This is a genomic window from Delftia sp. DT-2 (assembly GCF_028401915.1).
Classification (GTDB): Bacteria; Pseudomonadota; Gammaproteobacteria; order Burkholderiales; family Burkholderiaceae_C; genus Comamonas; species Comamonas tsuruhatensis.
On record NZ_JAQOTI010000012.1, the window covers coordinates 13,672 to 36,238 of the forward strand.

22 protein-coding genes are annotated in these 22,567 nt (G+C 68.6%); 8 read left to right on the forward strand and 14 right to left on the reverse strand.

From position 1 onward, the window contains the following. Positions 1-84 precede the first annotated feature (84 nt). Genes PO605_RS21425 through PO605_RS21435 form a run of 3 tightly spaced genes read right to left on the reverse strand, consistent with a single transcriptional unit; the run spans position 85 to position 1,801 of the window. On the reverse strand, positions 85-486 hold the full coding sequence (locus tag PO605_RS21425) for a roadblock/LC7 domain-containing protein (RefSeq protein WP_016450374.1): 402 nt from the start codon (positions 484-486) through the stop codon (positions 85-87). Beyond that, entirely contained in the window at positions 483-1,046 is a 564-nt protein-coding gene (locus PO605_RS21430) for a GTP-binding protein (RefSeq protein ID WP_016450373.1), read from the reverse strand. Before PO605_RS21430 ends, PO605_RS21425 begins: the two co-directional genes overlap by 4 nt. After that, entirely contained in the window at positions 1,043-1,801 is a 759-nt protein-coding gene (locus tag PO605_RS21435) for a hypothetical protein (protein WP_047468618.1), read from the reverse strand. Before PO605_RS21435 ends, PO605_RS21430 begins: the two co-directional genes overlap by 4 nt. A gap of 281 nt (positions 1,802-2,082) precedes the next feature. Between PO605_RS21435 and PO605_RS21440 the strand changes: the two genes are divergently transcribed. The 4 genes from PO605_RS21440 to PO605_RS21455 all read left to right on the forward strand — a co-directional run bounded on the left by PO605_RS21440 (position 2,083) and on the right by PO605_RS21455 (position 6,614). Further along, positions 2,083-4,152: an ATP-dependent helicase gene (locus tag PO605_RS21440; RefSeq protein ID WP_016450371.1), complete on the forward strand. Its 2,070-nt coding sequence runs from the start codon at positions 2,083-2,085 to the stop codon at positions 4,150-4,152. A gap of 18 nt (positions 4,153-4,170) precedes the next feature. Continuing rightward, positions 4,171-4,677, forward strand: a complete 507-nt coding sequence (locus PO605_RS21445; RefSeq protein WP_047327008.1) for a hypothetical protein — start codon at positions 4,171-4,173, stop codon at positions 4,675-4,677. 88 nt (positions 4,678-4,765) lie between these two features. Beyond that, positions 4,766-5,986 carry a phospholipase A gene (locus tag PO605_RS21450; RefSeq protein WP_016450369.1) on the forward strand — a complete coding sequence of 407 codons (1,221 nt, stop codon included), beginning with the start codon at positions 4,766-4,768 and terminating at the stop codon, positions 5,984-5,986. 166 nt (positions 5,987-6,152) lie between these two features. Then, a complete protein-coding gene (locus PO605_RS21455; RefSeq protein WP_026062676.1) occupies positions 6,153-6,614 on the forward strand; it encodes a hypothetical protein in 462 nt (153 codons plus the stop codon). 27 nt (positions 6,615-6,641) lie between these two features. Here PO605_RS21455 and PO605_RS21460 read toward each other — a convergent pair whose 3' ends face one another. Beyond that, positions 6,642-7,112 (reverse strand): universal stress protein, encoded by a 471-nt coding sequence (locus tag PO605_RS21460; protein WP_016450367.1) that lies wholly within the window; start codon positions 7,110-7,112, stop codon positions 6,642-6,644. Positions 7,113-7,247: 135 nt separating this feature from the next. Here PO605_RS21460 and tgt point away from each other — a divergent pair, with 135 nt between their 5' ends. Further along, positions 7,248-8,420 carry a tRNA guanosine(34) transglycosylase Tgt gene (tgt, locus tag PO605_RS21465; protein ID WP_016450366.1) on the forward strand — a complete coding sequence of 391 codons (1,173 nt, stop codon included), beginning with the start codon at positions 7,248-7,250 and terminating at the stop codon, positions 8,418-8,420. Positions 8,421-8,465: 45 nt separating this feature from the next. Here the strand turns inward: tgt and PO605_RS21470 are convergent, their stop codons facing one another. Next, positions 8,466-9,416 carry a LysR family transcriptional regulator gene (locus tag PO605_RS21470; RefSeq protein ID WP_272206860.1) on the reverse strand — a complete coding sequence of 317 codons (951 nt, stop codon included), beginning with the start codon at positions 9,414-9,416 and terminating at the stop codon, positions 8,466-8,468. A gap of 112 nt (positions 9,417-9,528) precedes the next feature. On the opposite strand from PO605_RS21470, the gene PO605_RS21475 reads away from it, so the two are divergent. Continuing rightward, positions 9,529-10,659: an aryl-sulfate sulfotransferase gene (locus tag PO605_RS21475; RefSeq protein WP_047472665.1), complete on the forward strand. Its 1,131-nt coding sequence runs from the start codon at positions 9,529-9,531 to the stop codon at positions 10,657-10,659. After that, a complete protein-coding gene (locus tag PO605_RS21480; protein ID WP_272206861.1) occupies positions 10,656-11,654 on the forward strand; it encodes a Bug family tripartite tricarboxylate transporter substrate binding protein in 999 nt (332 codons plus the stop codon). Before PO605_RS21475 ends, PO605_RS21480 begins: the two co-directional genes overlap by 4 nt. A gap of 39 nt (positions 11,655-11,693) precedes the next feature. Here the strand turns inward: PO605_RS21480 and PO605_RS21485 are convergent, their stop codons facing one another. The 7 genes from PO605_RS21485 to PO605_RS21515 form a co-directional block, all read right to left on the reverse strand. Further along, positions 11,694-12,470 carry a hypothetical protein gene (locus PO605_RS21485; RefSeq protein ID WP_231574546.1) on the reverse strand — a complete coding sequence of 259 codons (777 nt, stop codon included), beginning with the start codon at positions 12,468-12,470 and terminating at the stop codon, positions 11,694-11,696. Positions 12,471-12,567: 97 nt separating this feature from the next. Next, a complete protein-coding gene (locus PO605_RS21490; RefSeq protein ID WP_223275271.1) occupies positions 12,568-13,728 on the reverse strand; it encodes a GGDEF domain-containing protein in 1,161 nt (386 codons plus the stop codon). Between the two features lie 193 nt (positions 13,729-13,921). Next, positions 13,922-15,136, reverse strand: a complete 1,215-nt coding sequence (locus PO605_RS21495) for a GGDEF domain-containing protein (protein WP_047474504.1) — start codon at positions 15,134-15,136, stop codon at positions 13,922-13,924. Positions 15,137-15,243: 107 nt separating this feature from the next. Continuing rightward, entirely contained in the window at positions 15,244-16,341 is a 1,098-nt protein-coding gene (locus tag PO605_RS21500; protein ID WP_047474496.1) for a zinc ribbon domain-containing protein, read from the reverse strand. Positions 16,342-16,408: 67 nt separating this feature from the next. Then, entirely contained in the window at positions 16,409-17,227 is an 819-nt protein-coding gene (locus tag PO605_RS21505; protein WP_026062678.1) for a DUF2145 domain-containing protein, read from the reverse strand. A gap of 8 nt (positions 17,228-17,235) precedes the next feature. Continuing rightward, a complete protein-coding gene (locus PO605_RS21510) occupies positions 17,236-17,706 on the reverse strand; it encodes a hypothetical protein (protein ID WP_016454497.1) in 471 nt (156 codons plus the stop codon). Positions 17,707-17,743: 37 nt separating this feature from the next. Further along, positions 17,744-18,217 (reverse strand): YiaA/YiaB family inner membrane protein, encoded by a 474-nt coding sequence (locus tag PO605_RS21515; protein ID WP_047474500.1) that lies wholly within the window; start codon positions 18,215-18,217, stop codon positions 17,744-17,746. A 310-nt stretch (positions 18,218-18,527) separates the two neighbouring features. Here PO605_RS21515 and PO605_RS21520 point away from each other — a divergent pair, with 310 nt between their 5' ends. Further along, on the forward strand, positions 18,528-19,712 hold the full coding sequence (locus PO605_RS21520; RefSeq protein ID WP_017406532.1) for a saccharopine dehydrogenase family protein: 1,185 nt from the start codon (positions 18,528-18,530) through the stop codon (positions 19,710-19,712). On the opposite strand, the gene PO605_RS21525 is transcribed toward PO605_RS21520, so the two are convergent. Continuing rightward, positions 19,709-21,673, reverse strand: coding sequence for an MFS transporter (locus PO605_RS21525; protein WP_047474506.1), 1,965 nt, complete (start codon positions 21,671-21,673; stop codon positions 19,709-19,711). The two genes, PO605_RS21520 and PO605_RS21525, sit on opposite strands and share 4 nt — an antisense overlap. Positions 21,674-21,684: 11 nt before the next feature. Then, positions 21,685-22,509, reverse strand: coding sequence for a hypothetical protein (locus tag PO605_RS21530; protein ID WP_272206862.1), 825 nt, complete (start codon positions 22,507-22,509; stop codon positions 21,685-21,687). Positions 22,510-22,567: the final 58 nt, after the last annotated feature.

Sequence of the window (22,567 nt, forward strand, 5' to 3'; positions counted from 1 at the left end):
CTTTCAAATAGCAAGGGCAGGCGATGCGATGGACTCATCGCGCCCGCTCCTCGGGGGAGAAAACTCTTGAATCGGATACGGGGGTCAGAGACGGGACAGATCGCCGGCCACTTCGCCCGCGGCCCACAGCGCACGTCCCAGCAAGGCGCTTTGATCGACCACCATGCACAGGATGGCCGGGTGGCTGCCGCCGACGGCCTGGAAAAGGACGGTACCCAGTTCGGTCTCGAAGGTCAGGCGGTGGCAGGACTTGTGGCCTATCTCGGCGGCCACGGCCTTTGCCATGGCCATCAGCGAGCCCGCCATGGCAGACAGGCGCTCCGTCGGCAGCTCGCTCTTGACCCGCAGGGCCGTGATCTCGAAACCATCGGGCGTGCACAGCAAGGCGATATGCACGCCCTCAAGAGGCGCCACCACGCGATTGAGTGCAACTTGGCCAGCTTCGATCACGGTGGAGGAAATCTGGGGATGCGTTGGTGTCTTCATGCCTGACTTTGCAAGGAAAGCAAGGAAACGAGCACCCCCAGCGCATCCAGCAACTGCTGCCGGTCACGGGGGTCCGCCTGGATGACAGGCACTATACCGCGACCTCGATCGGCCAAGGCGGTGCTGAACGCCTCCTGCTGTTGTTCGCTGGCGTCACGGCAACTGAGCAGAAGCACCTGGGGTTCGACCTCCAGGGTGGCGATCTCGGACAGGAGCTGCGCGGCATAGTCCGGCGCCGAGGCATCGCCCACATCCACCATCAGCAGCACGCCCACCGAAGCATTGAGCACCCAGCGGCGCACGAAGTCGAAGCGGTCCTGGCCCGGGCTGCCCACCAGCTGCAGCCGCATTCCCTCGCCCAGATCGATCTCGCCGAACTCCGCGCCCACGGTGGTGAACTCCTTGGAATGGGCGGCCCGGTCGAGATTGGGCACATCCGTTGCGGCCATCAGCGCTCCGCACAGGCTGCGCAGCGCCGTGGTCTTGCCGATGCCCATGGGGCCGATCAGGCTCACCCGCACCAGTCCCGCACCGGGCTGGTCGCTCATCCACATGCTCATGCCTGCCCTCCGCGGCGTATCCAGCCGGTCAGCCGCTGCACCCACTGGCGCGACAGGCCTGGCGCCACGGCAGTGGCAGCCCCGTGCGCCTGCGCGCGGTGGCCGCCCAGCGGCGTTGGACCGTCCGCACGGGCCGGCCTCAGGCTGCAATCGAGAGTGCCGCGCAGCCGGGGGTGGCGCAGCAGCTCGGCCACGGCGGCAGGCGCCATGCCGCTGTGCTCGCACAGTGTGGCCACATCCATCGGGCCACGGCACAGCATGGCCAGGGCCCGCAGGGATTCGGCACTGTTCCAGGGCGCGGGCAGCGCCACCCATGCCTTGAGCCGGAATTGGTAGCGGCAGCCCTCAGCCTGCTGCCGAAGGTCATCCAGGGCGCGCACCAGGGTCTGCGAGGACGCCACCTGCTGGCGCACCGTCCAGTCCATGAGAAAGACGGCGGCCCGGTCCAGCATGTCGATCAGGTCGGAGAGCGTGAAATCCAGATCCAGATAGGTGGCCAGGCGCTGGGGCGTGCGTTCCAGGTGCTGCCCCTGGGGCACACCGCCCACATAGACCACGCAAGGCAGCCATCCGGCCGCCTCGGGCACGGGCAGGCTGCCGTCCACCACCAGCACCTGGGCGCTGACCAGGGGCACCTGCCGCCAGCCGCGCAGCGACTTGCGGGACGCCACGGCAAACAATGTCTCAAAACGCTGCTTGAGCAGCGGCGACCACAGCTCGGCAGCCAGGCCAATCTCATCGGTAGTGCGAGCCAACTTCAACGCCTCCCCGGATAGCAGCGGGAAATGAACAGATCGAGGTCGCCTGGAGCAAATATAGGCGAGCACTGATATTTTCGATAGTTTTCGCTCAACGATCACACCCATCAATGTGAACTTTTCTATCGGTGGCTGTACAGCCACAGACAGCTCCCCGCGGGTCGCGAGATTTGTCGCCGAATTCCAAGGGTGCTTACACCTGCCCGGACGGCCCCGACCCCCGAAGCGGTATGCTCCCGCTTCCCTCACTTTCACGCCTTTCCCCGCGCAACGCACCCATGTCCGCAGGACTCAATCTGGCCCAGCTCCAGGCCGTCCACTACACCGAAGGCCCCTGCCTGGTCCTGGCCGGCGCGGGCTCGGGCAAGACACGCGTGATCACGCACAAGATCGGACGCCTGATCGAGACGGGCATGGCGCCACGGCGCATCGCTGCCATCACCTTCACCAACAAGGCAGCGGCCGAAATGCGCGAGCGCGCGGCCGGCCTCATCGGCCGACAGGCCAAGGATGTGCTGGTCTGCACCTTCCACGCCCTGGGCGTGCGCATGGTGCGCGAGGACGGCCATGTGCTGGGCCTCAAGCCCCAGTTCAGCATCCTGGATGCCGACGACGTGACGGGCATCCTCAAGGACTGCTCGGGCGGCACCACCGACCTGGCCACGGCGCGCCAGTGGCAATGGACCATCAGCAACTGGAAGAACGCCGGCTGGGACAGCCGCAAGGCCCTGGCCATGGCCCAGGACGACAACGAACGCAGCACGGCGCTGATCATGCAGCGCTACGAAGAGCGCCTGACCGCCTACCAGAGCGTGGACTTCGACGACCTGATCGGCATGCCCATGCGCCTGCTCAAGAACCACGCCGAGGTGCGCGAGAAATGGCAGCGCCTGCTGGGCCATGTGCTGGTAGACGAATACCAGGACACCAACGCCACGCAGTACGAGCTGCTCAAGCTGCTGGTGGGCAGCCGGGCCCACTTCACGGCCGTGGGCGACGACGACCAGAGCATCTACGGCTGGCGCGGCGCCACGCTGGACAACCTCAAGAAGCTGCCGGTGGAGTTCCCGCAGCTCAAGGTGATCAAGCTGGAGCAGAACTACCGCTCCACCTCGGCCATCCTGCGTGCGGCCAACAACGTGATCCAGCCCAACCCCAAGCTCTATCCGAAGACGCTGTTCTCGGAGCTGGGCGAAGGCGAGCCCGTGCGCATCGTGGACTGCGACACCGAGGAGCACGAGGCCGAGCGCGCCGTGGCCCGCATCCAGAGCCTGCGCGCGGCCAGCAACCCGCCGCCGGACTGGAAGGATTTCGCCATCCTCTACCGCGCCAACCACCAGGCCAAGCCCTTCGAGAAGGCCTTGCGCAAGGCCAACATTCCCTACAAGGTCTCGGGCGGCACCAGCTTCTTCGACCGCGCCGAGATCAAGGACCTGTGCGCCTGGTTCCGGCTGTGGATCAACAACGACGACGACCCCGCCTTCCTGCGCGCCATCGGCACACCCAAGCGCGGCATAGGCCACACCACGCTGGGCAAGCTGGGCGAGTTTTCCTCGCAGCACAAGCTCAGCATGTTCGGCGCCCTGTTCGCGCACATGCTGGAAGCGGCCCTGCCCAAGAAGGCGCATGACAGCCTGCTGGAGTTCGGCCGCTACATCAACGACCTCGAATACCGCGCCCGCCACACGCTGGGCGCCGAGCAGTCGCGCGGCTTCATGCTCGACTGGCTCAAGGAGATCGGCTACGAGCAGTACCTCTACGACAGCGAGGACAGCGAATCGGTGGCCGCCGCGCGATGGAGCAACGTGCTGGAGTTCTGCGACTGGATGGCCCAGCGCGCCGGCGGCCAGATCGAGGATGCGGCGGGAACGACCACGCACACCGAGGTCAAGAGCCTGCTGGAGGTGGCGCGCAACATCGCCCTGCTGTCCACCATCAGCGAGCGCGAGAAGGAGCAGGACATGGTCATCCTGTCCACGCTGCACGCCTCCAAGGGCCTGGAGTGGCCGCATGTGATGCTGGTCGGCGTGACCGAGGGCATGCTGCCCTTCAAGCTCGACGACGACGATGGCCGCCAGCAAAAGGTCAGCGACGAGACCGCCCAGCGCCTGCAGGAAGAGCGCCGCCTCATGTACGTGGGCATCACGCGCGCCCGGCGATCGCTGGCCGTGAGCTGGACCAAGCGCCGCAAGAAGGGCCGCGAGATGGTCTCCACCCTGCCCAGCCGCTTCATCAAGGAAATGGGCCTGGACGCCGCCACCTCGCGCGAGGACCCGCGCGAGAAGCTGCGCCAGCTGCGCGCCGAGTTCGCGCTCAAGGCGCAGCAGTCCACGCCCGCCGACTCCTGATTCCCCGAAAGACACCGCATGCGTTTTTACCGCCCCGTTCTCAGCCTGGCGCTGGTGGCCGTGACCGCCGCCTGCTCCAGCACCGCCTTGCAGCCCACTGCCCAGGCCACCCCACAGTCCACCGCCCAGGCCAAGGCCGCACCCAAGGCCGCCCGCACAACCTCCGCACAGTCCCCTCTCTCATGCCCCGAGGGCGAGGAAATGAAGGACAGCCAGCTGCAGGGCGAGTGGACCGGCACGGTCGAAGGCCAGGCCCGGCCCGTGCGCCTGCAGCTGGGGCCGCACCCCCAGTGGAAGGGCAACGTCAAGGGCACGATCGCGCGCGGCGCAGACACCCGGCCCATGGTCGGCGACGTGGCCGATGACCACATCACGCTGGAAGAAAGCGCCGACGGCAAGCGCATCACCGCCACCTGGCTGGGCGATGTCGTCGAAGGCAGCTGCGCCCGCGAGATCCGCGGCAACTACCTCGAAGGCGAGGATGCCGCGCCCCGGCCCTTCGTGCTGCGCAAGCTCGCGCCCTGACCGGCCCCCGAGCCTGCACACGAGCCCCCTGCTGCCTCTTCACTCATTACCCCTTACTCTTCGCTCCTTCCATCACCGGACCCCTGCCATGACGAATCCTCCACACCTGGATCGCCGCAAGCGCCCAAGCCGCACGCCGACACCCCTGCAGTGGGCCCTGGCCATGGGCCTGGGCGCCACGCCCTGGCTCGGCGCCCAGGCGCAGACCGCGCCCCGCCCCCTGTCCGAGGACGCCTGGCGCCAGTGCGCCGCCACCACGGACAACCAGTCTCGCCTGGCCTGCTTCGACACCTGGGCACAGCAGCAGCAACCGCTGACCGCGCCGCCAGCCACCGGCTGGAGTGCTCCGGCCGCCAGCGCCGCAGCCGATCCTGGCGCCCTGCCCACGCCCGCCCCCGTGGTGACGGCCGACAGCGGCCAGGGCCTGGCGCTGCCCACCACCCCCACCAATGGCGGCTGCCGCGACCCGCGCTACAGCGAGCTGTCGCGCTACTACGAGCTGGAACCGGGCAGCGACTGCGGCACCTTCAGCTTCCGCGGCTACCGGCCCATGTCCGTGTCCGTGGTGACGGCCGACCATGTCAACCGGCAGCCCACCACGCCCGGCAAGGACCCTGCACAGTCGCAGCCCTACAAGACCGAGGAAATGCGCGTGCAGCTGTCCGTGCGCACCAAGGTCGCCCAGGGCCTGCTGACCGGCAGCACCTCGGCGGGCAAGGACTCGCTGTGGGTCGGCTACACCCAGCAGTCGTACTGGCAGCTGTTCAGCCCCGCCATCTCGCGGCCCTTCCGCAACACGGACCACGAGCCCGAGATCTTCTACGTCTACCCCACCGATGCCCGGCTGCCCTTCGGCTGGCGCTGGCGCTACAGCGGCGTGGGACTGGTGCACCAGTCCAACGGCCAGAGCGATCCGCTGTCGCGCAGCTGGAACCGCTGGTATCTGATGACCGGCTTCGAGCTGGACAACCGCTGGCAGCTGCACGCCAAAGCCTGGCAGCGCATCCGCGAAAGCGCCGAGCACGACGACAACCCGCGCATCCAGGACTACATAGGCCGGGGCGAGGTGAAACTGGGCTGGAACGTCAATGCGCAGAACTATCTGGGCTTCACTGCGCGCGGCTCGCTGGGCCAGGGCCGCGGCTCCGGCCGCGTCGAATGGCTGCGCACCCTAGGCGAAGGATGGAACGGTGGCAAGAGCAATTTGCGCCTGCATGTCCAGCTTTTCAGCGGATACGGTGACAGCCTGATCGATTACAACTACAAGCGCACCGTGCTCAGCGTGGGCTTCAGCCTTCTGGACTTCTAGAAGGCCGGCCCTCGCGGGCACGCTTTGCCGCTTGCCCTTCGCGGGGAAGCCCCGCCCCGCTGGCTGCATTGCCAGCGGCCGGGGCCATGCGTCAGAATGCGCCGATGCCCCGGGCCTTTGCAGGCAGGCCCGGAACCCGCCCCAGAACGAACCGCGGAGGTCCGCCATGGATTTGCAATACCAGCTCAAGGCCGGCAGTTACTGCCTGTACGACATGCGCGAGACGCCCAGTGCCATCACGGGCGAGCGCCGCTGCCGGCTCAGGACCGAGCTGGTGGCCATTGCCTTCGACCTGGTCACGGGCCAGGTCCATGAGCATGGCTCGCCCACGCGCATCCATGCCTGGGCGCTGTGCACGCGCCGGCGGCTGCGCGCGGCCGGCGACTGGGACCAGGCCGACAGCATCGTCGTGGTCTCCGGGCCCCTGCCGGTGGATGAGATCAACAAATGCCTGGGCATACGCGGCTACTGCCGCCGCATGTTCCAGCGCCTGGCCAGCCTGCCGCACGGCAAGCTGCAGCCCCACGCGCATTCGCACGCTCATGGTGCCCACGGCGCCTACGGAGCTTACGGCGCCCATGCAGGCCGGCACCAGAGCCATCAGGGCCAGCAGCGGCGGGCTGCCTGAAGGCCCGCGCGCCTGCCCGGCGCGGCCTCACTCGGGACTCAGGTCCTGCTCCTCATCTTCATCGCGCGGCTCGGCATGCTTGACGATGGTCACCGGCAGCCGGCTGTTGCGCGCCACCTCGCGCGAGACCGAGCCGATCAGCACGCGCCGCAGGCCGCCCTGGCCCAGCGCGCCGATGATGATCTGCTCGCAGCCCGTGCTCTCGGCAATGTCGGCCAGCGCGGCGGCGGGCTCGCCCAGGCCGATCTCCACCTCGTAGGAAATGCCGGCAGCCCGCACCAGGGCCACGGCCGGCGCCACCAGGTGCATACCGGCGTCCACGCTGGCGGCGGCGATCATGTCCGAGTCCTGCGTGGCCAGCTCGAACAGCGAGGCCTCCTGCTGCACATGGGCCAGCACGAAATGCGCCTGAAGGCCCTGGCGCACCAGGGAGATGGCGTGGTGCACGGCATCCAGCGAGGGCTCGGACCCGTCGACGGCAATCATGATCTTCAGCATGCAGACCTCCTTTTTTGTAGCTGGCGAATCGCAACCACCCCAGTGTAGACGCGGGCCGGCTAAGCCGGACGGGCTCCGGGGACAGTCGCGGCGCGTCCGACACGCGCATGCGGCCATCTGGGACAATGGAGGGCTATGCTGCAATTCGACCTGCTCAAGACCGATCCCTCCAGCCACGCGCGCCGCGGCCAGCTCACGCTCAACCACGGCGTGGTGCAGACACCCATCTTCATGCCCGTGGGCACCTATGGCACCGTCAAGGGCGTGATGCCGCGCAGCCTGCAGGAGATGGGCGCGCAGATCATCCTGGGCAACACCTTCCACCTGTGGATGCGCCCGGGGCTGGACATCATGCAGAGCTTCGGCGGCCTGCACGGCTTCGAGAAGTGGGACAAGCCCATCCTCACCGACTCGGGGGGCTTTCAGGTCTGGAGCCTGGGCGCCATGCGCAAGATCACCGAGGAAGGCGTGCACTTCGCCAGCCCGGTCAATGGCGACAAGCTGTTCATGTCGCCCGAAGTCAGCATGCAGATCCAGACGATCCTGAACTCGGACATCGTCATGCAGCTGGACGAATGCACGCCCTACGAGACCAACGGCCACAAGACCACCGAGGCCGAGGCACGCAAGAGCATGGAGATGAGCCGCCGCTGGGCCAAGCGCTCCAGCGACGAATTCCAGCGCCTGGGCAACCCCAACGCGCTGTTCGGTATCGTGCAGGGCGGCATGTACGAGAACCTGCGCGAGGAATCGCTGCAGGCCCTGGTCGAGATGGACTTCCCCGGCTACGCCGTGGGCGGCGTCTCGGTGGGCGAGCCCAAGGACGAGATGCTGGCCATCATGGCCCACACGCCGCACCGCCTGCCGGCCCACAAGCCGCGCTACCTGATGGGCGTGGGCACGCCCGAGGACCTGGTGCAGGGCGTGGCCGACGGCGTGGACATGTTCGACTGCGTCATGCCCACGCGCAATGCGCGCAACGGCACCATCTTCACGCGCTATGGCGACCTGAAGATCCGCAATGCCCGCCACAAGACCGACCACCAGCCGCTGGACCCCAGCTGCACCTGCCACGCCTGCGCCGGTGCCAGCGGCGTGAGCTGGGAGCAAGGCGGACGCGACGGCTTCTCGCGCGCCTACCTGCACCATCTGGACCGCTGCGGCGAGATGCTGGGCCCCATGCTCACCACCATCCACAACCTGCACTACTACCTGAACCTGATGCAGGAAGTGCGCAATGCGCTGGAGGCGGGCAACTTCACTGAAATGCGCGCACGCTTCAAGGCCGAGCGCGCCCGGGGCGTCTGACGCCCCGCAGCCGATCGTTCAGGTCACTCAGGTGGTCAGGGTCGCTCAGGTCGCCATATCCTTGAGCGACCAGGACACGCCGGTCTCGAAGCCGGCGCGCATCTCGTCGGCCACGCGCTCCAGCTCGTCCAGAAACAGGCGCATGGCGGCCGCCCTGGTGTAGCCGATGCGCTGGTACAGACAGCTTGGCAGCTGTGCTCCTGCATCGTGCAGGGGCCGCCAGAGCAGGCGGCCGGCCGCCACATCCTCGGCCACGTTGTCGGGCACCAGAAATCCCAGGGCCGTGCTGCCGGCCACCAGGCGCCGCACCATGGGCACGGAGCTGGTCTCCACCAGCGGCCGCTGCTGGTGCAGGGCTGCGCTGTCCATCTGCTCCAGCATGCTGCGCAGCTCCATGCCCGGCGCCATCAGGATCAGCGGATGGGCCACGCAATCGCGCAGGCGCAGCAGGCGCGGCTCGGTGGCCAGCGGATGGCCGGGGGCCATCACCGCGCCCAGCGGCTGGGGCCAGGCCCGCACCTCCTGCACGCCGGGCGGCGGCGGGCGGCGCAGGCAATAGGCCACATCGATCTCGCCCTGCGCAACGCCGCGCAGCAGCTCCTCGCCCGTGCCCGAACGCACGCTGAAGGTGATGCCCGGATAGCGTGCATGCAGGCTGGAGATCACCAGCGGCAGCAGGTACTCGGCCGTGGCATGCGACACGCCCACGCGCACATGGCCCCGGCGCAGGGCGCGCAGGTCCTCCACCTGGGCCAGCGCGTTGTCGAAGTCACGCTGGCTGCGCCGCACGGCCGCCAGCATCAGCTCCCCGGCGGTTGTCAGCTGCATGCCGCGCGGCAGGCGGTCGAACAGAGGCACGCCGACCTGGGCCTCCAGGTTGAGGATCTGCTGGTTCACGGCCGCCGCCGTCAGGTGCAGCGTGACGGCGGCCTTGCGCACCGAGCCACGGCGCGCCACCTCGTCAAAACAGCGAAAGGCCTGGGAGATTGCGGGCATGGCGCAGAGTGTAAATTTTTATCTGACACCTCATCCAAAACAAACAGCTATTCCTGACGCTTGCGACTGCCTACAGTGGCGCTCATTCCCCGCCCTCCTTTGAAAGCAGCCCATGGCAAGCACCGTAGACCAAGTCACCCAGCGCCGCCGCGGCGTCGGACTCATCGCCCACGACCCCGCCCTCTCGGCCGGCGGCTACACCCTGATCGCGCCGCAGACGGCCGACGGCCATGTCTACCTGGTGGACATCGAGGGCCGCGTGGCCCATGAATGGAAACTGCCCGTGCGCGCGGGCCGCCATGCCGTGATCCTGCCCAACGGCAACCTGGGCTACAACGGCAACCATCCCCGCTCGCCCGACCGCTATGCGCCGTGGTCCATGTGGCACGGTGGCGATTTCTACGAGGCCACGCCGCAGGGCGAGATCGTCTGGCGCCACGAGGACCCGGACCACCACCATGACGCGCAATGGCTGCCCAACGGCCACCTGCTCTATGCCGCCTGCGCGCCCGTGCCTGCGGGCTTTGCCGAACGCGTGCCCGGCGGCACCGCGCACGGAACCGGCGAGGTGATGTACGGCGACGTGATCCGCGAGGTGGACCGCAGCGGCCGCCTGGTCTGGGAGTGGAAGGCCTGGGAGCACCTGGAGCCCGAGGATTTCCCCATCCACCCGGGCTTTGGCCGATACCACTGGCCGCTGGTCAACGGCCTGGGCGTGAGGGCCGACGGCAGCGTGCTCATGAGCCTGCGCACCACCTCCGGCATCATCGCCGTGGACAAGGCCAGCGGCGCGGTGACGCTGCACATTCCGCCTTCCGTGGTCTCGCACCAGCATGCGCCCGTGGCGCTGGCCAACGGCCACATCCTGGCCTTCGACAACGGCAACTTCCGCGAAGGCGCCCACGTGGCCTTCTCGCGCGTGGTGGAGATCGATCCGGCCGACCACCGCTTGGTCTGGAGCTACCAGGACGAGATGGTCAACGCCTTCTACACCGCCTTCATGGGCAATGCCCAGCGCCTGTGGAACGGCAACACCCACATCACCGAATCGGCCACGGGCCGGCTCTTCGAGGTCACGCCTGCGGGGGAAGTGGTCTGGGAATACATCCTGCCCTGGTTCGCCGAGTATCCCGATGCCGCAGCGCGCCGCACCGGCCCCGGCCGGCTCAACAGCGTGTTCCAGACCTGGCGCTACCACGCAGACCAGCTGCCCTGGCTGGGCGCTGCCGGGAGGCTGGCATGAGCCTCAACCGCAGGCAACTGGCGGCCTGGATGCTGGGCGCGCCCTGGCTTTCGCCGGCAGCCCGCGCCTCCACGGCTGGGGCCGACGCCTGGCCCAGCCAGCCGCTGACCGTGGTGGTGCCCTTCTCGCCAGGCGGCAGCGTGGACGTGGCCGCACGCCTGGTCATGCCGAGGCTGGCCGAGCGGCTGCACCAGCCCGTGATCATAGAGAACACGGTGGGCGCCTCGGGCACCATCGCCACCCAGCGTGTCATCAAGGCCCGGCCCGACGGGCACACCGTGCTGTTTGGCGTGGCCAGCTGCGTGCTGATCGCGCCGCTGGTCTCGCCAGAACGCTTTCGCTATGACGGCCTCAGGGAGCTGCTGCCCGTGGCGCCCGTGGCCTCTTCGGCCTTCGTGCTGGCAGGCCGCCCCGACCTGCCGGCCGCCACGGCGGCCGAGCTGGTGCAGCTGTCACGCCAGCAACCGGGCCGGTTGACCGTGGGCACCGACGGCGTGGGCACCAGCCTGCACCTGACGGCCGAAATGCTCCAGCAGCAGGCCGGCCTGTCATGGACGCATGTGCCCTACAAATCCGGCCCGCCGGCGCTGACCGAGCTGGCAGGCGGGCAGATCGACCTGGCCGTGCTGCCCGTGGCCCTGGTCCAGTCCTTCGTGCGCGAGGGCAAGCTGCGCGGCCTGGGGGTGACATCGCGCCAGCGGGCCGCCACCTTGCCGCAGACACCCAGCCTGTCGGACACGGCGGTCTGGCAGGCGTTCGATGTCGAAGCCTGGCAAGGCCTGCTGCTGCCAGCCCGCACCGATGCCCGCATTGCAGAGCGCCTGGCCCGGGAGACCGCCGCCGTGCTGGCCGAGCCGGACTTGGTGCGCAAGCTGGCCGAGGCCGGCTTCAAGCCCATGGTCATGGAGCAAGCCCAGTTCACCGCCCACCTGCAAAGGGAGAGAAAGCTGCTGGAGGCCACCGTGCAGGCCGCCCGCCTGCAAGGCACAGGCTGACCCGGCCAGGCCAGGCCAGGCCCGGCGCTGCTTGCGGTGCTACTGCAGGGCGCCGGGCGAGACAAACGAGAGGCCGGCCATCTGCACCAGGGTCCGGCCCCGGGTCAACGGGTAGGAGGGCGAAGGAGACAACGCGCGCGGCTGCAGCCGGAAAAAAGCCTTGCCGCCACAGCGCTGGCCCAGCATCTCGAACTCGGCGCCTTCCAGGCGGCAATCCACCTGCAGGCCCGGTGCAGGCTCATGGGCGATGCCAGACAGCTGCGACAGGCGCTGCAGCGCATCGGGCTCGGGCAGCACGGTGGTTTCGGCGCTGCCATCGACATGCTGGACATGCACGGGCCGGCCAGCCAGGACCTTGAGCGGATACACCAGTTCCAGGCCCGCCCGCCCGGCGCGCAGGCCTCGCTGCAGGCCGCCGTCGACATCCCCCTGGGCACGCGCCCAGCACGTGAAGCTCAGTCCGCGCGCCGAACCCACGATGCGCACGCGCCAGGCCAGGCTCAGCTCCTCGCAGTCCACCACCGTTTCGTAGAAGGCCTCGAAGCGGCCGGCCCGCTCGCGCAGGCTCAGTTCGCCCGCGCCATGCACACAGCGGTCACCTTGTCCGTCGCGCGCCACAAAGGCCATGGAGCGCAGGATGTCGACGCCGCCATAGCGGACATTGCGCAGGCCGCCGTCGGCCAGTTCGGCGCGGAGTGGGCCGGCCTGCAACTGGCGGGGGCCGGACTGCAGACGCCTATCCCAGCCTTGCGCAGACACCACGATGCCAGCGCCCTCGGGCCCGTTGCCGGCGATTTCAGCGAACCATTGGTTCATATTTGCACCCTTGTCCATTCCGAGCATGGATGCCGATGCTATGGACGATCGGTGCGCATGAATAACGATGTTTTCTGTCACTCGTCGTGAGCTGCACTCACAAGCGGTCAGGCATTCCGGCATCAGTCCGGGGGGCCGGGGCGCCGCTCAAGGCCTGCGGGGCCTGTTGCGGCTCCAGCACCGTGCAGTTGCGGCCCTGGGCCTTGCCTCGGTACAGCGCCGCATCGGCGCGCGCGATGGTGGCCTCCACCGATTCGCCCGTGCGGTACTGCGCTGCGCCCAGCGTGCAGGTGACGCGGGCGCCCTCGCCCAGGGTGTGCGTCCACGGAGCCTCGGCAATGCGCAGGCGCAGGCGCTCCAGCAATTCGCCGGCCTGGGCAAGGCCGGTGTCCGGCAGCACCAGCAGGAATTCCTCGCCGCCATAGCGGCCCACGCCATCTGTACTGCGCAGCTGCGACTTCAGCAGCGCGCCGAAAGCGCGCAACACGCGATCGCCGCCTTCATGGCCAAAGCTGTCGTTGATGCGCTTGAAGTGATCTATGTCCAGCAACGCCACGCACAGCACCTCGCCACGCTCCTGGGCGGCGGTGCGCACTTCGTGCAGCCGCTCCATCACGCCGCGCCGATTGCTGACGCCGGTCAGGTCGTCATGGCGCAGCAAGGCCTCGATCTGCGCCAGCGCAGCGGCCAGCTTGTCATTGGCGATGCCCAGCCGGTACTGCATGCTGCGAAAGAAGGTCGCCTGCACGCTGCAGCGCACCACGGCTCCCAGCACCACGCCGAAGGCCAGCAGCTGGCCCGCAGCCGTGTCCGTGGTCATGCGCATCAGCGGACCCCGCCAGCAGATGATGGCGGCCACGGCAACGAGGGTGCCTATCCACGTCAGCCAGAAGCTGGTGCGGCTGCGCGCGAGAAAACCGTCGGCGCTGAAGGCGATCAGCATCACCATCGACTGGAACGCCAGCGCGGGTGCCGCCATGACCATGCCCAGCACGCCGATGATGGACACCAGCTGGTGCGTGAGGAACATGCCCGGATCGCGCAGCTTGTGGCACCAGTCGCTGGCATAGGCCCAGGTGATGAAGCCCATGCCGGCCGCCACCCACAGTCCATAGCCCAGCACCACGGGCCAGGGCGCGTAGCCGGCCCATGCATGGCCCAGGAACAGCAGCAGCGCATAGAGATGGCTGAGCAGCACGGAGATGTGCAGCTGCCAGGTGCGGCGTTTCCAGCGCTCCAGGTGCAGCGCCTCGTCCACCAGCGGTGACGCCGGCTTCGGCCCCCAAAGGAGGCGGTCGGGAAGATTCCGGGAAATGGAGGAAAGCACGGGCATGCAATGAAGCGCGGCGGGCCGGCGGCCCCGATGGGCGCCCATTGTGACCGCATCCGGGAAATCCCGAGGAGCGCGCTCCCCCGCAGGGGATGAACAGGCCCTATCGCAGGCTGTGCGTCTAGGACGCGCGCGGCGGCCGCACATCCTCGGCCACCACGATCTGGTTGCGCCCGCAGGCGCGGCCATGCAACAGGGCTGCCTCGGCCCGCTGCACCAGCCGCTCCGAGGTCTCGCCCGCCTGGAACTCCGCCACGGCCAGGGTCAGGGTCAGCGGGTCCTTGTCGGGATCGGGGATGGGCGTTTCGCTCCAGCGCTGCTGGCGCACACCCTCGCGCACGCGCTGCAGTGCCCAGACGGCCTGGACCGAGGCGGTATCGGGCATCACCAGCATGAAGGTGTCGTCGCGGTAGCGGCCTATGCCGTCCACGGTGCGCAGATGCGTGACCAGCAGGCCGCTGAGCATGAGCAGCACGCGGTCCTGCAGCGAGGGGCCCTTGTAGGCCTGGTGAACACCCACGCGCTCCACCCACGGGTCCAGCTCCAGCAGCACCACGCAAAACGGCTCGGGCTTGCGGGCATGGCGTTCGCGCAGGCCATCGACGACATCCATCAATCGCGCGTAATTGGCCACGCCGGTGAGTGTGTCGCGCCCCGTGGGCAATTGCAGCGAGCCCACGCGTTTTTGCAACTGCTGCACATCGTCGGCCAGTTGGCCGCAATAGCTCGACAGCTGCGCCAGCTCCTCGGTGTACTGGCGCTGCATGCGGCTCAGCGCCTGCCACAGCGCCAGCGCATGCACGGCCAGCGGCAGCAGCACGCTGGCCAGCCACAGGATGCGCACGGCGACCGGGCCCGGCGCCATCTGCGGCATGGGCCTGGCCACCACCACGGCGCAGAGCATGGCCAGCATGGCGCACAGCACCACCACCTGGCCCGTGGGCAGATGCAGCGCCTGCTCGCGCTCGCCATCCCAGGGCAGCCAGGCGACGGCCGCCAGCCACAGCAGGGCACAAGCCCAGGCCAGGGTCGGCTGCCATGCCGCCAGCAGCAAGGCCATCGTGGCCTGTATCCAGCCATGGCCGCGCAGCGTCCGGGTCAGCGGCAAGCCGGCTGCATGGCAGCGCCAGATCCAGGCCATGCCGGCCAATGACGACAGCGCGGCGTAGGCCGCCCATGCTTTCCATGAAGAAGGGCCCGCCAGCACATGACCTGCCAGAAGGGCCGCCCCCACGGCCCAGGCCGCAAGGGGAAGGACATGGGCGGACCCGCCGGCCGGTGGGTGGGCGGGTTGCGCTGGCGTGTGTTGTGGGGGATACGGCAGCTGGCGTGACATGGCATCCTCGCTGAAGACATCTGCGCCCCGGCCGAGCGCGCAAGCCATGGTGTACCACAACCCCGTGCAGCTTCAAGGGGCTTGGAGCCCCTGACGGCCAGGCCGGCTCAGCCTGGCGCCGGCCCGGGCTCCTGCGCCCGGGGCAGCACCGCGCCCGCCTTTCTGCTGTGGCCATCGGCCTGGGCGCCGCAGCTGTGGCAAAAGCGTACAAAGGCGCTCTTGCGGGTGCTGCAGCTGCCGCAGCGGTCGAACAGGCCGATGCCGCAGTGGGGACAGAAGTCGATGGCGCCGTCCTTCAGATCCACGGGGCGCTCGCAGCCCGGGCACACGCCCTTGGCCAGGCGGGCCAGGGCCACGTCGTAGCCCAGTTCCTGGCGCCGCTGCGTCTCCGGCAGCGATTCCTGCTGCTTTTGCCTTTCAAGATAGCGGTTCAGGCCCAGGATGGCCGCGCGCCCCAGCAGCACCGTCACCACGATACCGACCACATAGCGCACGTAGCCGCCGTAGTCGGGCAGGTACGGCACAAGTTCAACGAAGAAAGCGAACAGCGCAAAGAAGATGAATCCCCAGACGAAGGGCCACCAGGTGCTCTTGCGCTGTTTGGCGAACAGCCAGCCGGCCGCCAGCAGCAGCGGCAGGGTCAGCGCCAGGCGGTAGAGAAAGACACGCAGCTCGACGGCGCGCATCTCCGTGCGCCAGGATTCCATGGCACCGTCGCGCAGATCGTCCCATTGGCGGTTGGCCGCGTCCAGGCGCTGGCGTGCCTGCAGGCTAGCGTCCTGCAGCCGCTCCACGGAGGCGCGCGCCGTGTTCTCTTCCTGCTTGATGGCATCCAGCGCCTGGGTGCGTGACAGCAGCTCGCTGTCCTGCTCGGGCCGGGCCGTGGCGCGGCGCGTGGCCACCCAGTTGTCGAAGGTCTCGCGCGCCGAGCGGTAGCGCGCCTGCGTGGCCTGGTACTTGAGGCGCGCATTCTCCAGCGCCGTCTCCGCCTTGTCGTGATCGGCATCGGCGGCCTTGATCTCGGCCTTGACGGGCTCGGCCGCAGCGGGCGCGATGAAATCCTCCACCGTGCGCGGCGACTCGACCTGGGGCAGATCCCCCACCACCAGCCCGCCCAGGCCGATGAGGAAGGACGCGAACACCACCGCCACCAGCCACAGGCCTCGGCGGAACCATTTCTCGGGCAGACGCAAGGCCTTGCTCATGGGGAAACTCCTGTTTCAGTGGCCTGCGGCCGAGGAAGACCGCAGGCGGAGGAAGAGCCGGTCCGGCTCAGGGCAGCACGCGCACCGGACCCGCCAGCTGGCTGCGCTGCAGCCACTGCGTCACCGACTCCACGGTCACGGTCTCTATGCGGCTGGCATAGCGCTTGTCGTTGGGATGGTCGTCGAAGGCGATGTTGGCGGCCGTCACGCGCCCGCCCAGCCGCGACAGCGCGCGGATGACCAGCACGCCCGGCTCGTAGCCCTTGAACTGCAGCCAGGCCTGGGCCTGCTGGCGCCGCTGCACGGTGGCCGGCTCCATGGCGGCGGCCAGGGTTTCGGTGGCCCACTGGTTGGACTGCTGGTAGCGCTGGCCCCAGGCATAGCTGACCATGCTGTAGGGCTCGTGCTGCAGGCGCAGCACGGTCTGGGGCTGGGTCAGAAAGGTCCACAGCGCCTGCTGCACGGCGGGCGTGGGCACCTGAACGCCGGCCTCGTAGCGCCACAGGTCGTCCAGAAAGAACTCGCCCAGGCCCTGGCGGTAGACATGGCCGCCGGCCGTGCCGCATTCGTTGAGCTTGTGCGCCACGCGCCAGGGGCCTTCGGGGGTCCTGTAGGCCCAGCCGTAGTGCGAGTAGTGCAGGTCGTACTTGCTCAGGTCCTGGCCCACGCGCGCCAGCAGCACGACACGGGTGCCGTTCTTCGCGTACTCGGCATCCAGCGCCTGCGAGGTGCGCTGGGCAAGGTCCAGCCCCTTTTGCAGGGACTGGGGCGTGAGGGGCTTGTCCTCGCAGCTGCGCCCTGCATGGGCCGTGCCCAGCGCGGCGGCCAGCAGCAGACCCAGGCAGGCGGCACGGGCTGCAGGGGAAGGAGAAAGCGGCGGTTTCATGGCGGGCATCACAGGCGTTCGTTGTGCAGCAGGGCCTTGCCCATCTCGTTGGGGATGAAGGCCAGCACCTTGCCGGCCGCCGAGATGATGACGCCCGTGCCGATCACGCTGCAGGTCAGCACCGTGCCCACGGCGTAAGCCGAGGCGGAGGCGCCCCGCCCCACCACTTCCACGCTGGCCTGGGCGCCGTCGGAGGCACGCTCCAGCAGGTAGACCGTGCCCGTGGCCGAGGCCTGCACTGCCTTCACGGTCAGCACCGCGCCGCCCACCGACAAAGCGGCAGGCACGGCCACCACGGCGCCAGCGGCCGCCGAAGCCACCGAAGCCGTGCCCACCACGGAGGCCACGGGCAGCATGGACAGCGCCACCGAGGCCTCGCTTTGCGCATGGGCTGGCGCCATGGCCAGGGCTGCGCACAGCGCACCAGCGGCCAGCAGGGCACGCGGCAGGCGCGCGAAAACGGATTGGTTGACCATCATTGCTTGGACTCCTGGAAATGCGGGGAAGGGGTGGACATCACTCGGCGTCGGCCGGTTGCGCGGCCTCGCGGCGGCCATGCATGCGGGCCTGCGCCAGGTCGGCCTCGTGGCGGTCACGCAGCATCTTGGCCAGCGTGAAGGCGGTGGTGATGAGATAGAGCCAGCTCACGCCCAGGAAGGCCTTGTAGGTCACGTTGATGTCCATGCTCACCAGCCCCCAGCCGGTCAGCGCCATGGACACGGCAAAGCCGCCCCAGACCACCAGCCTCCACATGGGCGTGTCGCCTGCGCCGCTGCGGCCGCCCTCGTTGTCCCGCACGAACTTGGCCAGCACGAAGGCGGCCGAGAGGCAGAACACATAGCCCATCACCATGAAGGCCTGCTCCAGCTGCTCGCCGGGCAGCCATGCCAGGCCGATGGCGCACAGCGAGACCGCAATGCCGAACGACACCCACACCTGCAGTTGCCAGGCCCGGGTATCACGCTGAACGACGATGGGAGAAGAGGACATTTGCCGAGGTGCCCCTCAAGGGCATTGGTTGAACACGGGACGCATGGTGCCCAGACGTAACTTGCGTGTCTGCATTCAACCGTAACAGTGGCCAGACACAGGCCATCGAGTATCTTCAAACGGTACTTTTCAAGTTTTTGACTGTTGTTTACACCCCAAAAAGTTCCTGCATGTGACACCAGCACACAGGACATCGGGCACGGCACCTGGGCGACAGGAACCCTGCGGCGCGCCACAGACAATGCGCCCACCCCGGCTGCAGTGCAGCGGGCAATCGCACGTTCGCCACGCTGATTGATGGAGATCTCCCATGACCAAACCCTTTGACCTCGTCGTCCACGGCGCCACCGGCTTCACGGGCCGGCTGGTGGTGGAGTACCTGCTCAGGCGCTACCCCGCAGGCAGCGGCCTGCGCTGGGCCATGGGCGGGCGCAATGCCGCCAAGCTCGCGGCCGTGCGCGACGAGCTGGGCGCGCCCGCCGATACCCCGCTGGTGGTGACCGACACCGGCAATCCCGCAAGCCTGCAGGCGCTGATGGAGCAGGCCCGCCTGGTGCTGACCACGGTGGGCCCCTACCAGCTCTACGGCAACGAACTCGTGGCCGCCTGCGCCCGCGCCGGCGTGGACTATGTGGACCTGTGCGGCGAGCCAGCGTGGATGCGCCAGATGATCGATGCCCACGAGGCCGCAGCCCGGGCCAGCGGCGCGCGCATCGTGTTCTCCTGCGGCTTCGATTCCATTCCCTTCGACCTGGGCGTGTTCATGCTGCAGCGAGAGATGCAGGCCCGCTTCGGCCAGCCCGCCCAGCGCGTGCGGGGCCGGGTGCGCAAGATGAAGGGCACCTTCTCGGGCGGCACGGCCGCCAGCCTCAAGGCCACCATGGCGGCGGCCGCCGCCCAGCCGGGCGTGCTGGATCTGCTGCGCAATCCGTTCTCGCTCACGCCGGGCTTCGAGGGCCCGCGCCAGCCCTCGGGCAGCAAACCCATGGTGGACGAGGTGCTGGGCCTGTGGGTGGCGCCCTTCGTGATGGCGGCCATCAACACGCGCAACGTGCACCGCTCCAACTTTCTGCTGGGCCATGCCTATGGCGCCGACTTTGTCTACGACGAGATGATGGTCACAGGCGCGGGCGAAAAGGGCGAGGCCCTGGCCAACGCCGTGGCGGCCGACAAGTCGCTGGGCGCGGACGACGGCCCCAAGCCTGGCGAGGGGCCATCGCGCGAAGAGCGTGAATCGGGCTTCTACGACGTGCTGTTCATCGGCACCGACACGGCCGGCCACAGCCTGCGCGTGGGCGTCAAGGGCGACCGCGATCCGGGCTACGGCTCCACGTCCAAGATGATTACCGAGGCCGCCGTCTGCCTGCTGCAGGACGCCCCGGACACGCCCGGCGGCATCTGGACCACGGCGCCTGCCATGGGCGACGCGCTCATCGCCAGGCTCAAGGCCAATGCCGGCCTGAGCTTCACGGTGGAGGAACAGAACCCCTCTTAGGCCGCCAGCAGCCGCTGCACGCGCTCGCGCAGCAGCGCGGGCTGCACCTCGGTCTGGGCCATGGGCTGGCCCACGTTCAGGCCCACACGGTTGAACAGGCCACGGCGGAAGGGCCGCACCATGGCGCCGCCCTGCTCGATGCGGCTGAAGTACGAGCCCCAGAGATTGGTCAGCGCCATGGGGACCACGGGCACCTGCAGGGCATCGGCCTGGGCGCGCTCGACGATCTTCATGATGCCGCCACGGAACTCCTGCAGCTGCCCGTCGCGCGTGATGCCGCCCTCGGGGAAGATGGCCAGCAGGTCGCCCTCGCGCAGCACCTGGGCGGCGCGCTCGAACGCAGCCTCGTAGGTGGCGGGATCTTCCTTCTGGGGCGCGACGGGGATGGCCTTGGCCAGGCGGAACAGCCAGCCCAGCAGGGGCACGCGGAAGATGCGGTGGTCCATCAGGAAGTAGATGGGCCGGGGGCTGGCGGCCATGAGCAGCACGGCATCGACAAAGCTCACATGGTTGCAGGCCAGGATGGCCGCGCCGGTGGCCGGGATGTGCTCGTCGCCCTGCACCTTGAAGCGGTACACGAAGCGCGAGACCACCCAGGCCACGAAGCGCAGCAGGTACTCGGGCACCAGCAAGAAGATGTAGGCCGCCACCACGGCATTGGCAATGCCCGTGATCAGGAACACCTGGGGAATGCTGAAACCTGCGGCCAGCAGCGCGCCGGCCAGCACGCTGGAGGCGATCATGAACAGCGCGTTGAGGATGTTGTTGGCCGCGATGATGCGCGCGCGGTGCGTGGGCTGGCTGCGCATCTGGATCAGCGCGTACATGGGCACGCTGTAGATGCCGGCCGACAGGGCCAGCATGCCCAGGTCGGCCATCACGCGCCAGTGCGCGGGCTGGGCAAAGAAGGCACCCACGCCCATCAGCTCGGAGGCCGGCAGTGCGCGCGAGGCAAAGAACAGGTCCACGGCGAACACGCTCATGCCGATGGCGCCCAGCGGCACCAGGCCGATCTCCACATGGCGGCGGCTGAACACCTCGCACAGCAGCGATCCCGTGCCGATGCCCACCGAGAACACCACCAGCAGCAGCGAGGCCACATGCTCGTCGCCATGGAGCACCTCCTTGGCAAAGCTGGGGAACTGGGCGAGGAACACGGCGCCGAAGAACCACATCCAGCTGATGCCCAGCAGCGAGCGGAACACGGCGGGCTGCTCGCGGGCCAGCTGCAGGTTGCGCCAGGTTTCGGTGAAGGGGTTCCAGTTGATGACCAGGTGCGGATCGGTGGCCGGCGCATTGGGGATGAACTGCGCAAAGATCCGCCCGATCACCGCCAGCGCCAGGCAGGCCACGGCCACCTGCAGATGGCCCACCTCGGGCACGGCCACCAGCAGGCCGCCGGCCACGTTGCCCAGCAAGATGGCCACGAAGGTGCCCATCTCCACCATGCCGTTGCCGCCCGTCAGCTCGCGCTCGCTGAGCACCTGGGGCAGGTAGGCGAACTTCACGGGGCCGAACAGCGTGGAGTGCAGGCCCATCAGGAAGACGCAGCCCAGCAGCAAGGGCACATTGGCCTGGATGAAGCCCCAGGCGGCCAGCGCCATGATGGCGATCTCCAGGTTCTTGACCAGGCGGAACATGCGCGTCTTGTCCCACTTGTCCGTCAGCTGGCCTGAGGTGGCCGAGAACAGCAGGAACGGCAGGATGAACAGCGCCCCGATCACCAGCCCCGCCATGGCCGAAGGCAGCCAGGAGACGCTGAGCTGGTAGGTCACCATCACGGTGAGCGCGAACTTGAACAGGTTGTCGTTGGCCGCCCCGGAAAACTGCGTCCAGAAGAACGGCGCAAAGCGCCGCTGGCCCAGCAGGGCGAACTGGTTGGGGTGCTCGTGCGCGGCCGATGGCACGGCGCCGGCCGTTGCGGTGGGGGCAGACGGGCTGCCGGTCTCTTGCTGGAACATCTTGTCTTCCCTCAACGGTTGGTGGCGCCGCCGTGGCCGCACGCATCGGCGCACATTGTGCCCGTACTGGCCATGCGCGCCGTGCCGGCCGCACGCAGCGCGGTGATCACGGGCAGGGCGGCGGCGGCCGCCACCACATGCTTGAGGCTGTGGCCGGACACCAGCCCGGCTGTGGCCTCGAAGACGGCCGCATCGCCCCACTCCAGCAGCTTGGCCGCGCCATACCAGGCGATCACCACGCCCAGGCGCAGCGCCAGCGCGCCATGGCGCGGCGCCACGCAGGCCAGGCCCAGCACCGCCAGCATGCCGCCGCCCTGCACCAGCGCCCAGGGCAGCAGGTTGCCGCCATGCAGCCAGACCAGCACCGAGGCCACGGCGGCGACCAGCATGGACACCGCGGCGCGCACGGCCACGCGGTCGGCAATGCGCGATTGCAGCGCCAGCCCCAGCATGCCGGCAAAGGCCATGGACATGCCCAGCCGGTCGCCGGCCAGGGTGGCATCGTGGGGGGCCCAGTGGTAGACGGACGAACCTATGGCCGAACACGCCAGCCCCGTGAAGAACAGCGCGGCCAGCCAGCGCAGGGCCGGCGCCAGCGCCTGGCTACGCCGGTCCAGCAGCAGGCGCGCCCCCGTCACGGCAGCCCAGGCAAAGCCCAGGTTGCTGAGCACATCCAGCGCATGGGGCAGCGGCCCCCAGGCGCGCTGGTCGGCAAACGCGTGAAAGTCCTGGGGCTGCGGCACTGCAGGGCCAATCAAGGCGGCCAGCAGCAGCAAGGCGGCGCCCCAGTACAGCGCGCGCAGGGCGGCGGCCGGTGAAATCAATGTGGATGGCATGTGTTGCTCCTCGTGGAAAGTGTCGCGGAGTGTGGCGAGCCATCGGCCCTTCCAGCAT

Bases quoted from the DNA above. Each gene is read 5' to 3' on its own strand.
- PO605_RS21425 (WP_016450374.1), bottom strand. From the start codon at position 486: ATGAAGACACCAACGCATCCCCAGATTTCCTCCACCGTGATCGAAGCT.
- PO605_RS21430 (WP_016450373.1), bottom strand. From the start codon at position 1,046: ATGAGCATGTGGATGAGCGACCAGCCCGGTGCGGGACTGGTGCGGGTG.
- PO605_RS21440 (WP_016450371.1), top strand. From the start codon at position 2,083: ATGTCCGCAGGACTCAATCTGGCCCAGCTCCAGGCCGTCCACTACACC.
- PO605_RS21445 (WP_047327008.1), top strand. From the start codon at position 4,171: ATGCGTTTTTACCGCCCCGTTCTCAGCCTGGCGCTGGTGGCCGTGACC.
- PO605_RS21450 (WP_016450369.1), top strand. From the start codon at position 4,766: ATGACGAATCCTCCACACCTGGATCGCCGCAAGCGCCCAAGCCGCACG.
- PO605_RS21455 (WP_026062676.1), top strand. From the start codon at position 6,153: ATGGATTTGCAATACCAGCTCAAGGCCGGCAGTTACTGCCTGTACGAC.
- PO605_RS21460 (WP_016450367.1), bottom strand. From the start codon at position 7,112: ATGCTGAAGATCATGATTGCCGTCGACGGGTCCGAGCCCTCGCTGGAT.
- tgt (WP_016450366.1), top strand. From the start codon at position 7,248: ATGCTGCAATTCGACCTGCTCAAGACCGATCCCTCCAGCCACGCGCGC.
- PO605_RS21470 (WP_272206860.1), bottom strand. From the start codon at position 9,416: ATGCCCGCAATCTCCCAGGCCTTTCGCTGTTTTGACGAGGTGGCGCGC.
- PO605_RS21475 (WP_047472665.1), top strand. From the start codon at position 9,529: ATGGCAAGCACCGTAGACCAAGTCACCCAGCGCCGCCGCGGCGTCGGA.
- PO605_RS21480 (WP_272206861.1), top strand. From the start codon at position 10,656: ATGAGCCTCAACCGCAGGCAACTGGCGGCCTGGATGCTGGGCGCGCCC.
- PO605_RS21485 (WP_231574546.1), bottom strand. From the start codon at position 12,470: ATGAACCAATGGTTCGCTGAAATCGCCGGCAACGGGCCCGAGGGCGCT.
- PO605_RS21495 (WP_047474504.1), bottom strand. From the start codon at position 15,136: ATGTCACGCCAGCTGCCGTATCCCCCACAACACACGCCAGCGCAACCC.
- PO605_RS21500 (WP_047474496.1), bottom strand. From the start codon at position 16,341: ATGAGCAAGGCCTTGCGTCTGCCCGAGAAATGGTTCCGCCGAGGCCTG.
- PO605_RS21505 (WP_026062678.1), bottom strand. From the start codon at position 17,227: ATGAAACCGCCGCTTTCTCCTTCCCCTGCAGCCCGTGCCGCCTGCCTG.
- PO605_RS21510 (WP_016454497.1), bottom strand. From the start codon at position 17,706: ATGATGGTCAACCAATCCGTTTTCGCGCGCCTGCCGCGTGCCCTGCTG.
- PO605_RS21515 (WP_047474500.1), bottom strand. From the start codon at position 18,217: ATGTCCTCTTCTCCCATCGTCGTTCAGCGTGATACCCGGGCCTGGCAA.
- PO605_RS21520 (WP_017406532.1), top strand. From the start codon at position 18,528: ATGACCAAACCCTTTGACCTCGTCGTCCACGGCGCCACCGGCTTCACG.
- PO605_RS21525 (WP_047474506.1), bottom strand. From the start codon at position 21,673: ATGTTCCAGCAAGAGACCGGCAGCCCGTCTGCCCCCACCGCAACGGCC.
- PO605_RS21530 (WP_272206862.1), bottom strand. From the start codon at position 22,509: ATGCCATCCACATTGATTTCACCGGCCGCCGCCCTGCGCGCGCTGTAC.